Here is a 13,139-nt window from a genome sequence, read left to right on the forward strand (position 1 = left end):
CGATGTTTCAGCGCCTGATGGTTTTGCGCGCAAGGCAATGATCGAGAAAAAAATGAAACTCTCGGCAAAAGCCACCGGTCGATTCGTATGTCGACGCGGTTATCTCGCGTCTTTGCCTAAAAGGAACTTCCCCATGAGTGGCACCAAAGACAAAGCGAAAGGCTTGGCCAACGAAGCGGTAGGTAACATCAAGCAAGGTGTCGGCAAGGTCACCGACAATGACAAGCTGCGTGCAGAAGGCAAGGCGCAGGAAGTCAAAGGCGAAGCACAGCAGAAAGTCGGCGATGTCAAAGACGCGGTTAAAAAGCCATAAGCGCTCATTCTTAGGAAAACGGCTACCCAAGGGTCGATGCCGGTAAGTTAAGGTTTGAATGCTGATTTTGGGGCTGCTCTGCAGCCCTTCGCGGGCAAGCCCGCTCCCACAGGATCGCGCACAGTCTGACTCCAGCACTGTACCTGTGGGAGCGGGCTTGCCCGCGAAGGGCCGTAGAGCGGCCCCAATTGCCTTTGATGAGCAATGAACAGCAACGCGCCTGACGTGGTCTATTAGACTTGCATGCATACCATAAGGCCTGTCGCATCGTCGGCCGGCAGCCAAGATGATCGAGCGGCGAAAGGAGACGCTATGATTTTTAACGCCTTGCAGGGCCTCCCCCTGCACCGTGTGCTGGTGCGCACCGTCAGTGAGTTTCTCGATGACGAGATGTCCACCTACGCGTCGGCTCTGGCCTACCAGATGCTGTTTTCGCTGTTCCCGTTCCTGCTGTTCCTGATTGCCCTGATCGGTTTCCTGCACCTGCCTGACTTCTTCTCCTGGCTGCGCTTGCAGTCCGAGCTGGTGCTGCCGCCGCAGGCACTGGAACAGGTCAATCCGGTGATCGACCAATTGCAGCAGTCCAAGGGTGGCCTGCTCTCGGTGGGTATCGTGATTGCCCTGTGGACCGCCTCGGCCGGTGTGCGCTTGATGATGAGTGCGATGAACGCCGCTTACGACGTTCCGGAAGGGCGCCCGGTGTGGAAGCGCATCCCGCTGTCGATCTTCTACACCATCGGCATCGCCGGCATGCTCCTGGCAGCGGCGGCGTTGATGGTATTGGGCCCACAGGTAATGGAGTGGATTGCGGCGCAGGTGGGCATGCAGGAGTTCATCGTTACTCTATGGACGATCGTGCGCTGGCCGGCAATCGTGGTGCTGATGATGGTCGCGGTGGCGTTGATCTACTACGTCATGCCGGACGTGAAACAGAAATTCAAGTTCATTACCCCAGGCTCGGTGCTGGCGGTGGTGGTGTGGATCATCGCCTCGCTGGGCTTTGGTTATTACGTCAAGACCTTCGCCGACTACAACGCCATGTACGGCAGCATCGGGGCAATTATCGTGCTGCTGCTGTACTTCTATATTTCAGCCGCCGTACTCTTGCTTGGCGCCGAGATGAACGCGGTGATCGAGCACATGTCCGCCGAGGGTAAAGACCCAGGCGAGAAGGACTTTGACGGCAACAAGCCGAAGGAGACCGTGTCTGTGCTGGGTCATGAGCGTCCGGTGGCGACCGAACCCCCGAGCCCAGAGCCGAACCGCTGATGATCCGTGACATCCTGAAAATGGGCGATGAGCGCCTGCTGCGCATCGCCCCGCCTGTTCCCGAACACCTGCTTGGCAGCGCCGAACTACAGCAGTTGATCACCGATATGTTCGAGACCATGCACCATGTCGGTGGCGTTGGCCTGGCCGCGCCGCAGATTGGCGTCGACCTGCAACTGGTGATCTTCGGCTTCGAGCACAGCGAGCGCTACCCGGACGCCGAGGCAGTGCCGCAGACCATTCTGCTAAACCCGGTCATTACACCGCTGTCGAGTGAGACCGAGGAGGGCTGGGAGGGCTGTCTGTCGGTGCCGGGCTTGCGCGGTGTGGTGCCGCGGTTCACGCGCATCAGCTACAGCGGCATCGACCCTGATGGAAACTTTATCGAGCGCGTCGCTGAAGGCTTCCATGCGCGGGTCGTGCAGCATGAGTGTGATCATCTGATCGGTCGCCTGTATCCATCGCGGATCCAGGACTTCTCCCGGTTTGGCTACACCGAGGTGTTGTTCCCTGGGCTGGACATCGGCGACGACTGATCACGACCGAGCGCGACCAGGTTTTTGCTGCGCTGATAGCGCGCCAGACGCATGCTCAGCGCCTCGGGCAGATCATGCGCGGGGCCAAAGCCCGATCGCTGATAGAACGGCAGTAGCTCCGGGTGGCAGAACAGCCACACGGGGCCCGATGCAGTTGCCAGCGAGGCCTCGATCAACTGCCCAGCGATGCCACGCCTACGCCACTGTGGGTCGACCAGCAGCCCGGTCAGCCATTGACCGTGGCCCACCGGGCTCAAGCTCATCCCCGCAACGATTGCGCCCGCACGCGCTACCCACAGCGCGCCGCCGGCTGCCGAGCGCATGCGCGAGCCTTGCTGGCGATAGAAGTGATCAAGCAGGCGTTGCTCCAGTCCGCAGAGGGGCGCGTAGGTCAGGGCAGTCATCGTGTGTTCCAGTTCAGCGGTAGCGGGCGCCCGGGGGGGCAGACTGTTGCACATTGCGCAAGGCTGTATGTCCTACCGTGGGGTTCAAGTATTGCGTAACAGGCGTAAAATTGTCTCATCCCCTCAGCAGTACGACAAAGCGGGACCGGTACTTCGTGCCATCGGTGCACTCGATGACAACTTCTCCGCGCCAATGACGGCGGACTGAAGTCAATCGCTCAGCTTGATCGCCTCAAAGGCCAACTCTCATGAAAGCTCTACTGATTCTTGCACTCTTCGGTGTGTCCTCGTTCGCCTTCGCAAAAGAGGCTCAACCGGTGTCCAGCCCACCTGTGGCGGTGCAATATGAATACGGCACCAACCTCGACATCAAACGTGTGATCAGCCTGTCGACCCTGCCCAATGTCTGCGATGTGGTGCCTGCCACCATGACTTACGAGGACCATCAGGGCCAGGTCCATACTCTGCAGTACCGGGCGATGGGTGAGGGTTGCAGCCAGGGCTGATCAGGCCTCGGCCAGTGCCTGACGGACGGCCTCCAGGCCTTGTTTGAGCTGTGCTCGGCTGGTGGCTGCCGACAGGCTGATCCGCACGGCCTTGACCTCATCCACACCAATCGCGAAAACGTTGCCGGGAACGACCTCGACCCCGCGCTTGCGGCAATCAGCGGCCAGCGCCTCGGCGCCGGCCGGTGCCGCTACCCATATGTGCGGTGAGGCCTGCCGGTCGTCGAGCAACGCCGCGCCCAATACACTGCGGGCCAGTCGCCAGCGCTCGGCGGTCTCCTGGCGGTTCCAGGCCAAGCGGCGGGCGGCAGTACCGTCGGCGATCCACTGGCAGGCGATATGCAGATCCAGCGGCGAGACCGACCAGTGACTTGCCTGGCTGTGCGGCTCGATCTGCGCGAGCAGGGACGGCTGGGCCACGATCCAACCCACGCGCAAGCCGGCGGCAACCGTTTTCGAAAGGCTGCTTACCAGAATCCCGCGCCCCTCAAGCAGGGGGTACAGCGGTGGCTGCTCGCTCAGTGCGCCGTACACATCATCTTCGATCACCAACAGCTGATGGCGTTTGACCACCTCGGCGATGGCCTGGCGGCGTGCCGCGTCCATGCAGGTTGAGGTCGGGTTGTGCAGGGTTGGGGTGATCACCAGCACGCGAGCGCCGCTGGCACGCGTGACGCGGTCCAGCTCATCCGGACGCAGGCCGTGCTCATCCAGCGCCACGCCGTGCACTGGCAAACGCAATTGCCGGCACGCCGCCTTGATCCCAGGCGCCGTCAGCGCCTCGACCATCACCGCTTCACCGTCCTCGCACACTGACTGCAACACGCAGTTCAGCGCGTATTGCGCGCCGGCACACAGCAGCAGCTCGTCGGTCGCGAGAGTCAAGCCGCGTTCGGCCAGCCAGCGTGCCCCGTGTACGCGCCCCGCCAGCAGTTGCTCAGGCCCCAGGTAATGCTCGAGCAAGCCAGGCTGCTCGAGTTCTAGCAGCCTGTGCAGGCTGGCCTGCAGATCTCGGTTGTCGGGTTCGACCACTGGCACGTTGGTCGACAGGTCGATCACCGCTTGTTCTGCATCGTGGCGCTTGAGCCGGAACAGGGTGGCCTCCTTGCTGCCCGCCAGCACATAGGTACCACGCCCCACCGCGCCAGCGACCAGATGACGGGCAGCGGCTTCGCGGTAGGCTTGCTGGGTGGTGCTTGGGTTGAGCCCGAGCGCCCAGGCCAGGCGCCGCTGCGGCGGCAGGCGCTGGCCAACCTTGAGCTCACCGCGCTCGATGGCGTCGGCAATGGCATCGACCAGCGCCAGATAACGCGGCTGATCGCTGGCAGTCAGCGTCGGGATCCACATGAAATTGCCACCCATGCAATATATCGATTTACCCATACAATGCCCCGCGCCTAGGATCAGGGCAACTCACACGATGAAGGAAGATCGTCATGTTCGACCTGGCCGCACTGCGCGAAGCTGCTGATTTCGTCCACCAACACCTGCCCGCAACGCCGCAGCACGTCTGGCCGCTGCTGGCCGAGCGGGCCGGCTGCGAAGTGTGGGTCAAACACGAAAATCACGCCCCGACCGGCGCGTTCAAGGTGCGCGGTGGCCTGGTCTACGTGCGTTCGTTGTTGGCGCACGGGCAGCCGCCGAAAGGGCTGGTCACGGCCACACGCGGCAACCACGGCCAGAGCATGGCGTTGGCCGCGCGCCAGGCGGGTATCCCGCTGGTGATCGTCGTGCCGCAAGGCAACTCGCGGGAGAAAAACGCCGCCATGCGGGCCTTGGGCGCCGAGCTGATCGAGCATGGTGCCGACTTCGATCTGGCCCGCGAAGAAGCCGCGCGGTTGGCCAACGAGCTGGGCTACCAGATGGTGCCGTCGTTCCACCCGGAGCTGGTGCGCGGCGTAGCGACCTATGCCTTGGAGCTGTTCGATGCGGTCGCCGCGCTGGACTGCGTGTACGTGCCGATCGGCATGGGCTCGGGCATCTGCGGGTTGATCCAGGCGCGCAACCTGCTTGGGCTCAAGACCGAAATCGTCGGCGTGGTCTCGACTGCCGCCGACGCCTACGCGCAGAGCTTTGAACAGGGCCGCATCGTCACCACCGCCACGGCCAACACCTTTGCCGATGGCATGGCCTGTCGGATGCCGCACCCGGATGCCTTTGCCTTGATTCATCAGCATGCTGCGCGGATCGTGCGGGTGACCGATGACGAGATCGCCGAGGCCATGCGCATTTACCACGAAACCACTCACAACACTGCTGAGGGAGCTGGCGCTGCAGGTTTGGCTGCGCTGTTGCAGGAACGTGAGCGGCAGAAGGGCAAGCGCGTTGCGGTGGTGCTCAGTGGCGCGAATATTGATCGTCAACGTTATGCGCAGGTCTTGAGCGGCTGAATACCCAGACGGCGCTGGCGTACTCTTAAACGGGTAAGTGAAGATCGGCGCAGCCGGGGAGCAGGCAATTTCTTCCAATACCGGCGCCGTTGGCCTGTGGCTTAATCAGCGCCACCTGATCTGTCGCGTAGCCACTACCCATGCCTTTTTCCAACGGATTTCTGCTGAGCCTGTCGCTGTGTCTGGACATCGGCATCGCCAATATCGCCATGATCACCCTGGCCATGCAGCGTGGTTTCCTTCAGGGGTTCTGGTTGGGTCTGGGCACCTGCGTGGGTGACTTGATCTACGCCATCGCAGCATTGGCCGGGATGACCGTGCTGCTGCAGTTCGAGAGTGTGCGCTGGGTGCTGTGGCTTGGTGGTTCGGCGTTGTTGATCTGGTTTGCGCTGAAGATGCTGCTGGCCGCCTGGCGCGGCGGGCATCTGGATGCGCGCGCCGAGGTGGTGCTCGAGTCGGGTTGGCGCGAGTTTGCGCGAGGGGTGTTTCTGGCGATGTCGTCGCCGAGCGCGATCCTCTGGTTCGCTGCGGTCGGCGGTGTGCTGATCTCCCGCTCAGGCGCTGGCAGCTTGCTCGACGCGGTTGTGTTTCTCGGCGGTTTCTTCGCGGCCGGTCTGCTCTGGTGCGTGAGCTTGTGCGGTATTGCCAGCCACGGCGGGCGCTTGCTCGGTGACCGCTTGCTGACCTGGTCTTACCTGCTGTCGGCAGCGATTTTCTGCTACTTCGCGGTGTATGTGATCGTTTCAGGCTACCGCGAATTCATTCTTGCCGCCGCGTAATGTTGCGGCGTCACGCCATGTACCCGGCGAAACGCTGTGATGAAGTGGCTCTGGTCGTAGAAACCCAGGTCCAGCGCCACGTCCTGTGCGTGTTGGCCAAGACGTAACCGGCGCCGCGCTTCGATCAGGCGCAGTTGCATGTGGTACTGCAACGGGCCCAGGCCGGTGGCCTTTTTGAAGCAGCGTACGAAGTGATATTTGCTCAAGCCGGCGACCTGCGCCAGCTGCTCAAGAGGCAGCCGTTGCTGCAGATGCTCACGCATGAATGCCTGGCTGGTAGCGACGGCCGCTGACTGCTCATGGGCGGCGCTGGCGGGTTGCTCCAGCAATTGCGCGAGCAACAACAGCTCGGCCTGTTCGCGTTGCTCGTCACTGGCCCGGGCCAGCTCCAGCAACGCAGCAAACAGCTGCGGCCGCTGCAGCACGCCTTGCTGCAAACGTGGCGCAGTAGCGGTCGAGCGCAGATTGTCGGCGCTGATCAGTTGCGTGATCGCCGCTGGCGCCAGGTGCAGGCTGATGTATTCCACACCTGTCGTGGCAAATTCCGAACCCTGCACGGCCAGCGGGTTGTACAAGGTGATCTGGCCTGGCGCCACCTCCAGCTCGCGGCCATCGAGCCAAATCCGCTCCTGGCCACTGAGATTGGCGCCGATCACGTATTCGTCATGGGTATGCCGCGGGAAGCTGGCACCGCCTTGCGCGCGCACCCAGCTCAGCTCGAAATGCGGGCTGGCAGGCAGGGTTTCGCTGGTCAAAGGCATGGCTATACCCGTAGGCGGCAGCAGGAGTGCAGTGGCCAATGGTACCCGTCGACCAGGCTCAAAAAAATATTTTTCAGTGCCTGTCGATTTCGCCTCTCGCAATTCGACTAGTCATGAAGGCGCTGGATGATCCTGCGCTGCCCTGGTCGAGAGCCCAATAATGACTACCTCAACCGAATCGCTACTGCGTCAACAGATCGACAGCTGGATGCAGTCCGTGCGCGAGCGTGACATCGATGCAATCGTTGCTCCCTACGCCGAAGACGTCGTCGCCTTTGACGCCATCCAGGCCCTGCACTTCAAGGGCAAGGCCGCCTACCGTGCGCACTGGGAAATGTGCATGGGCATGTGCTCGGGCGAGATGGTGTTCGAGATCCATCAACTGACCCTGCATGTCGACGACAACCTCGCCCTGGCCCACTGGCTCAATCGCTGCGGGCCTGCAGATGACGACAGCCAATGCGGCTTCATGCGCGTTACGGTCGGCTATCGTCGCAGTGGCGCGCAGTGGCAGGTCATCCACGAGCACTGGTCGGCGCCGTTCGACATGCAAACCCAGAAGGCGCTGTTCAACCTGCAACCTTGAGCTGAGCACGCCTGCTGTTATCGCCAAACGCACTGTCCACTGACGTTGGAGGCAATCATGAAATACCTGTGCCTGGTCTATTGTGACGAGGAGCTGCTGCACAGCTTGCCCGACAGCCCCGCCGATGCCGAATGCCAGGCTTATGCGCAGGCACTGGAGGGCAGCGGCCGCGTGCTCGCCGCGCAGGCGCTGCAGTCTGTCCAGGCCGCGACCACGGTGCGCGTGCGCAATGGCCAGATGAGCCTGACCGACGGGCCATTCGCTGACACCAAGGAACAGCTCGCCGGTTTCTATCTGGTCGAAGCGCGCGACCTCAATGAAGCGTTGAGCATCGCCAAAGGCATCCCCGCCGCCCGAGTCGGCAGCGTCGAGGTCCGCCCGGTGCGCGAACTACAACCCTGAACGTGGAGCACAATAACAATGACGCACGCACACGCAGGCTCTGCAGTGGCCGAACATGAACTGTCCATCACTCGCCTGATCGACGCCCCACCGGCGAAGGTATTCCGCGCCTGGAGCGAACCGCAATGGCTGATGAAGTGGTGGGGCCCGCACGGCATGACCACCCCGGAATGCGAGATGCAACTGTGGGTTGGCGGCTTGTTCCGGACCTTGATGCGCACCGCGGACGGCACCGAATACGATAACCAGGGTGTCTTCCTGGAAATCGTGGCGCCACGTCGGCTGGTCTTCACCGATGCGTTTCGGCCGGGCTGGGTCCCCGCCGCCAAGGCCTTCATGACCGCAGTGGTGACCTTCGATGATGAACACGGCAAGACCCGCTATACCGCCCGCGCGCTGCACTGGAATGCCGAGGATTGCCGCGCCCACGAAGAAATGGGCTTTCACCAGGGGTGGGGACAAAGCCTGGACCGCCTGGTGGAGGTAGTCACTCAGCAGATGCCTGACTGATGCTCGGCGAGCAGCTGCGTGAGGTGGTAGATGAGCTCTACCGACGAGACTCGCGGCGCATTCTAGCCACCTTGATTCGCCTGCTGGGTGATTTCGACCTGGCCGAGGAGGCCATGCACGAGGCGTTCTTCATCGCGGTCGAGCGCTGGCAGCGTGATGGTATCCCCAGCAATCCACGGGCCTGGCTGGTGTCGACCGGGCGCTTCAAGGCCATCGATCTGTTGCGCAGACATGCCCGTTTCGATCATGCCCAGGCGGATCTGATCATGCTTGTGCCCAGCGATGACGACCCCGCTGATGAAGCGCTACTCGGCGATGACCGCTTGCGCCTGATCTTCACCTGCTGCCACCCCGCGCTGGCTGCGGATGTCCAGGTGCCGCTGACCCTGCGTGAAGTCTGTGGCCTCAGCACCGAGCAGATTGCCAGTGCCTTTGTCCAGCGTCCGGCAACCATTGCCCAGCGCATCGTCCGCGCCAAGGCGAAGATCCGCGATGCCGGTATCGCCTATCAGGTCCCCGAGCAGGCCGAGCTGCCAGAGCGTCTGGACAGTGTCCTGCGGGTGATTTACCTGGTCTTCAACGAAGGCTATTCAGCCAGCTCGGGTGAAGCGGTGGTGCGCCGTGAGCTGTGTGATGAGGCGATTCGGCTTGGTCGACTGCTGCTGCAACTGTTGCCGGCCCCGCAGGTGACAGGCCTGTTGGCACTGATGCTGCTGCAAGCTTCACGGCAGGCAGCGCGCAGTGACCTTGACGGTAACCTGGTGCTGCTCGATCAACAGGATCGCCGCCTGTGGGATCACCAGCAGATCGCCGAAGGCTGCCAGTTGGCCGAACGGGCGCTGCGCGCTGGCCCGGCCGGTATCTACAGCCTGCAAGCGGCGATCGCGGCGCTGCATGCAGAAGCGCTCCGCCCGGCAGATACCGACTGGGCGCAGATCATTGGTTTGTACGATGTATTGCAGCGCCACTGGCCATCACCGGTGATCGAACTCAATCGCGCCGCAGCCCTGGCCAGACGCGATGGCCCGCAGGCGGGCTTGGTGCTGATCGAAGCGTTGTTGCAGCGCGGCGAACTGCTCGACTATCACCTGGCGCACGCCGCCTGCGCAGAACTGCACGGCCAACTGGGCCAGACCGAGCCGGCTCGCGCAGCGTGGCAGCGAGCCCTGATACTGACTCAACAAGGGCCGGAGCGGCGCTACATCGAGCAGCGCCTGCGCGACTTGCAGGGCCGCTAGACGTCAGGCTTCGGCAACGCTCGGCTCGAAGGTCGGCGGCGTCACCAACTGCACGGTCTGCTGCTTGCGCGGCGCGAGAATCTCGGCTTCGCCGGCAATCACCAGCTCATCGTTCTGGTTGTAGACGTTGGTGGCGATACGCACCTTGAACTTGGGCAGCTTTTCGAGGATCTCCAGGCGCACGGTCAGTGTGTCGCCGATTTTTACCGGCTTCTGGAAACTCATCTGCTGGCCCAGATACACCGTGCCTGGCCCGGGCAGGTTGCAGGCCACTGCCGCGCTGATCAGGGCGCCGGTGAACATGCCGTGGGCAATCCGCTCGCGGAAGATGGTCTTGGCAGCGTACTCGGCATCGAGGTGGACGGGGTTGTGGTCACCGGACATGGCGGCGAAGAGCTGGATGTCGCGCTCTTCAACGCGCTTTACGAACTCTTCATTTTTCTGACCCACTTCGAGGGCTTCGTAGGGGGTGTTGGTGACCTGGGTCATCAGGGCTTCCTTATTGGCGGACGGGGCCTGGCTATCATTCACTGCGAGCGGGGCGGCCAAGGGCCAGCGTCTGCTCGAGCCAGCCGAGAATGTCGGCGGTAACCTCGTCGCGATTGGTTTCATTGAGCAGTTCGTGGCGCGCCTGCGGGTACAGGCGCAACTGCACATGCCGGTTGCCGGTCGCGCTCAAAGCGACGGCCAGATCACTGAGACGCTTGCCGGCACTCACCGGATCACATTCACCGCCAATTATCAGTATCGGCAGGTTCGGATCGACCTGGGCAAGGTTGCTCGGCCGGCTGACTTGCGCCAGGCCTCGGAGCAGATCGAGCCACAACTGATTGCTGCAGCGAAACCCGCACAGCGGGTCGGCGATGTACTTGTCTACTTCGGCTTCGTCGCGGCTTAGCCAGTCGAATGGCGTCCGGGTAGGCTTGAAGGCATTGTTGAAGCTGCCGAACGAAAGCTTGTCGATCAGCGCACTGCTGGCCTCGGCGCCCTGGCGCCAGGCTTCGGCGCGGGCGATCAGGGCCGCGGCGCGATACAGCCTGGGCGGCTGCAGGTTGGAGCCGCTGAGAATAGCTCCGTGCACGCTGGCGCTGTGGTGCAGCAGGTAAGCCTGGACGATGTAACTGCCCATGCTGTGGCCGAACAAAAACAGTGGCGTGCCAGGAAATCGCTCGCCGATGTGCTGGCTGAGCAGGCCGAGATCGTTGACCACGGCATTCCAGCCATCCTTGCGGGCGAACAGGCCCAGACGACCGTTCTCGGCGGTCCGGCCATGGCCACGTTGATCAGGCGCGAGCAGGGCAAAGCCGGCGGCGCTCAGTGCCTGGCCCAAGCGCTGATAGCGCCCGCCATGCTCGGCCATGCCATGCGCCAGCAGCACCACGGCCTTGACCGGTGTGGCCGGCAGCCATTGGTGCAGGTACAGGTTGCTGTGCTCACTGGCAGCAACCCAGAGCGCATCGTAAGCCATGACCGCGTCCTTTTCTGTGCATGTTCCCCGACAGTGTACGCACTACCACTGAAATTGCAGGGCGGGCACAAATAAGATTCACAATGTTAATGGCGGCCCTTGGCGTGTTTGCCACCTCCCACTTACCTGCTAACGTCGGCTCAACGCCTGTCGCCCCGTGCAGCAGGTCAAGGACGCTCCAGGCCAAGAGGAACAATAATAAATGCATGCCGACTTCTGGAATGACAAACGCCCGGCGGGCGTGCCTTCCTCCATCGATATCAATGCCTACCGCAGCGTGGTCGATGTGTTCGAGCGCTCCTGCAAGCGCTTCGCCGACCGCCCGGCCTTCAGCAACCTCGGCGTGACCTTGAGTTATGGCGAGCTCGAACGCCACTCGGCGGCCTTCGCCGCCTGGCTGCAGGCCAATACCGATCTGGCCCCCGGCGATCGTATTGCCGTGCAGATGCCCAACGTGCTGCAGTACCCGATTGCGGTGTTCGGTGCGCTGCGGGCCGGGCTGATCGTGGTCAACACCAACCCGCTGTACACCGAGCGGGAAATGCGCCACCAGTTCAAGGATTCCGGCGCGCGTGCGCTGGTGTACCTGAACATGTTTGGCAGAAGGGTGCAGGAGGTGCTCCCCGATACCGGTCTTGAGTACCTGATCGAAGCGAAGATGGGGGATCTGCTGCCTACCGCCAAAGGCTGGCTGGTCAATACCTTGGTCGACAAGGTCAAGAAGATGGTCCCGGCCTTCGATCTGCCGCAGGCAAAGTCGTTCAAGCAGGTGCTGCGCGAGGGCAGGGCGTTGAGCCACACACCGGTGCCGCGCAGCCTCGACGATGTCGCCGTGCTGCAGTACACCGGCGGCACCACCGGCTTGGCCAAGGGCGCCATGCTGACCCATGCCAATCTGGTCGCCAACATGCTGCAGGTACTGGCGTGCTTCTCCCAGCACGGCGCCGACGGCCAGAAGATGATCAAGGACGGCCAGGAGGTGATGATCGCGCCGCTGCCGCTGTACCACATCTATGCTTTTACGGCGAACTGCATGTGCATGATGGTCACCGGCAACCACAACGTGCTGATTACCAACCCACGTGATATCCCAGGGTTTATCAAGGAACTGGGCAAGTGGCGTTTCTCGGGCTTGATTGGCCTGAATACGCTGTTTGTCGCGCTGATGGACCACCCCGGTTTCAAGTCGCTGGATTTCTCGGCGTTGAAGGTCACCAACTCCGGTGGTACCGCGTTGGTCAAGGCCACCGCGGAGCGTTGGGAGAGCCTGACCAAGTGCCGCATCGTCGAAGGCTACGGCCTGACCGAAACCTCGCCTGTGGCCAGTACCAACCCTTATGGGCAGCTGGCGCGGCTGGGCACAGTAGGCATCCCGGTAGTGGCCACGGCGTTCAAGGTCATCGATGACGATGGCAACGAGTTGCCCTTGGGCGAGCGCGGCGAGCTGTGTATCCAGGGCCCGCAAGTGATGAAAGGCTACTGGCAGCAGCCCGAGGCAACGGCGCAGGCGCTCGACAGTGCAGGCTGGTTCAAGACGGGTGACATCGCCGTCATCGATCCTGATGGCTACACGCGGATTGTCGACCGCAAGAAAGACATGATCATCGTCTCGGGCTTCAACGTGTACCCGAACGAGATCGAGGATGTGGTGATGGCCCACCCGCAGGTCGCCAACTGCGCCGCAATCGGGGTGCCGGACGAGCGTTCCGGCGAGGCAGTGAAGCTGTTTGTGGTGGCCCGTGAAGGGGGCGTCAGCGTTGAAGAGCTGAAGGCCTATTGCAAGGCCAACTTCACCGGTTACAAAGTGCCCAAGCACATCGTCCTGCGCGATTCGCTGCCAATGACGCCGGTCGGCAAGATCCTGCGGCGCGAGCTGCGCGACATCGCCTGACCGGTCTGGCCTAGGCACTGCAGAGGCAAGCAGCGGCGACGCGCTTGCCTCTCTTTATATGCATAGCCAGTAGATCAACCCACAGC

At 62.4% G+C, this 13,139-nt stretch carries 16 protein-coding genes; 11 read left to right on the plus strand and 5 right to left on the minus strand.

Going from position 1 to position 13,139, the window contains the following annotated elements:
• Positions 1-133 precede the first annotated feature (133 nt).
• The 3 genes from AC58X1_RS16490 to def all read left to right on the plus strand — a co-directional run bounded on the left by AC58X1_RS16490 (position 134) and on the right by def (position 2,118).
• Positions 134-313 carry a CsbD family protein gene (locus AC58X1_RS16490; protein ID WP_101317536.1) on the plus strand — a complete coding sequence of 60 codons (180 nt, stop codon included), beginning with the start codon at positions 134-136 and terminating at the stop codon, positions 311-313.
• A gap of 312 nt (positions 314-625) precedes the next feature.
• Positions 626-1,582, plus strand: coding sequence for a YihY/virulence factor BrkB family protein (locus tag AC58X1_RS16495; protein WP_497429162.1), 957 nt, complete (start codon positions 626-628; stop codon positions 1,580-1,582).
• Positions 1,582-2,118 carry a peptide deformylase gene (def, locus tag AC58X1_RS16500; RefSeq protein ID WP_497429163.1) on the plus strand — a complete coding sequence of 179 codons (537 nt, stop codon included), beginning with the start codon at positions 1,582-1,584 and terminating at the stop codon, positions 2,116-2,118. Before AC58X1_RS16495 ends, def begins: the two co-directional genes overlap by 1 nt.
• Here def and AC58X1_RS16505 read toward each other — a convergent pair.
• On the minus strand, positions 2,073-2,441 hold the full coding sequence (locus AC58X1_RS16505) for a GNAT family N-acetyltransferase (protein WP_497429184.1): 369 nt from the start codon (positions 2,439-2,441) through the stop codon (positions 2,073-2,075). The two genes, def and AC58X1_RS16505, sit on opposite strands and share 46 nt — an antisense overlap.
• Positions 2,442-2,770: 329 nt before the next feature.
• Between AC58X1_RS16505 and AC58X1_RS16510 the strand changes: the two genes are divergently transcribed.
• Positions 2,771-3,028: a DUF2790 domain-containing protein gene (locus tag AC58X1_RS16510; RefSeq protein WP_101317542.1), complete on the plus strand. Its 258-nt coding sequence runs from the start codon at positions 2,771-2,773 to the stop codon at positions 3,026-3,028.
• Here the strand turns inward: AC58X1_RS16510 and AC58X1_RS16515 are convergent, their stop codons facing one another.
• Positions 3,029-4,375 (minus strand): aminotransferase-like domain-containing protein, encoded by a 1,347-nt coding sequence (locus AC58X1_RS16515; RefSeq protein ID WP_497429185.1) that lies wholly within the window; start codon positions 4,373-4,375, stop codon positions 3,029-3,031.
• A gap of 89 nt (positions 4,376-4,464) precedes the next feature.
• Between AC58X1_RS16515 and AC58X1_RS16520 the strand changes: the two genes are divergently transcribed.
• Together AC58X1_RS16520 and AC58X1_RS16525 are read left to right on the plus strand one after the other, a co-directional pair.
• Positions 4,465-5,418: a threonine dehydratase gene (locus AC58X1_RS16520; RefSeq protein ID WP_101317544.1), complete on the plus strand. Its 954-nt coding sequence runs from the start codon at positions 4,465-4,467 to the stop codon at positions 5,416-5,418.
• Positions 5,419-5,558: 140 nt separating this feature from the next.
• Entirely contained in the window at positions 5,559-6,197 is a 639-nt protein-coding gene (locus AC58X1_RS16525) for a LysE family translocator (RefSeq protein ID WP_101317546.1), read from the plus strand.
• Here the strand turns inward: AC58X1_RS16525 and AC58X1_RS16530 are convergent.
• Positions 6,167-6,958, minus strand: coding sequence for an AraC family transcriptional regulator (locus tag AC58X1_RS16530; RefSeq protein WP_101322963.1), 792 nt, complete (start codon positions 6,956-6,958; stop codon positions 6,167-6,169). The genes AC58X1_RS16525 and AC58X1_RS16530 overlap by 31 nt on opposite strands.
• Positions 6,959-7,118: 160 nt before the next feature.
• On the opposite strand from AC58X1_RS16530, the gene AC58X1_RS16535 reads away from it, so the two are divergent.
• Genes AC58X1_RS16535 through AC58X1_RS16550 form a run of 4 tightly spaced genes read left to right on the plus strand, consistent with a single transcriptional unit; the run spans position 7,119 to position 9,694 of the window.
• Complete coding sequence (locus tag AC58X1_RS16535; RefSeq protein WP_220633246.1) at positions 7,119-7,544, plus strand: YybH family protein; 426 nt, start codon at positions 7,119-7,121, stop codon at positions 7,542-7,544.
• 57 nt (positions 7,545-7,601) lie between these two features.
• Positions 7,602-7,946, plus strand: a complete 345-nt coding sequence (locus AC58X1_RS16540) for a YciI family protein (protein ID WP_497429164.1) — start codon at positions 7,602-7,604, stop codon at positions 7,944-7,946.
• A gap of 18 nt (positions 7,947-7,964) precedes the next feature.
• A complete protein-coding gene (locus AC58X1_RS16545) occupies positions 7,965-8,456 on the plus strand; it encodes an SRPBCC family protein (protein WP_150571501.1) in 492 nt (163 codons plus the stop codon).
• Positions 8,456-9,694, plus strand: coding sequence for an RNA polymerase sigma factor (locus AC58X1_RS16550; RefSeq protein ID WP_497429165.1), 1,239 nt, complete (start codon positions 8,456-8,458; stop codon positions 9,692-9,694). The genes AC58X1_RS16545 and AC58X1_RS16550 overlap by 1 nt, the downstream gene beginning before the upstream one ends.
• Before the next feature lie 3 nt (positions 9,695-9,697).
• Here AC58X1_RS16550 and AC58X1_RS16555 read toward each other — a convergent pair whose 3' ends face one another.
• Complete coding sequence (locus tag AC58X1_RS16555; RefSeq protein ID WP_150571503.1) at positions 9,698-10,183, minus strand: MaoC family dehydratase; 486 nt, start codon at positions 10,181-10,183, stop codon at positions 9,698-9,700.
• Between the two features lie 34 nt (positions 10,184-10,217).
• Positions 10,218-11,162 carry an alpha/beta hydrolase gene (locus AC58X1_RS16560; protein ID WP_150571976.1) on the minus strand — a complete coding sequence of 315 codons (945 nt, stop codon included), beginning with the start codon at positions 11,160-11,162 and terminating at the stop codon, positions 10,218-10,220.
• 202 nt (positions 11,163-11,364) lie between these two features.
• On the opposite strand from AC58X1_RS16560, the gene fadD2 reads away from it, so the two are divergent.
• Positions 11,365-13,053 (plus strand): long-chain-fatty-acid--CoA ligase FadD2, encoded by a 1,689-nt coding sequence (fadD2, locus tag AC58X1_RS16565; protein ID WP_447735204.1) that lies wholly within the window; start codon positions 11,365-11,367, stop codon positions 13,051-13,053.
• Positions 13,054-13,139 lie beyond the last annotated feature (86 nt).

The organism is Pseudomonas sp. PGPR N4 (assembly GCF_059693665.1).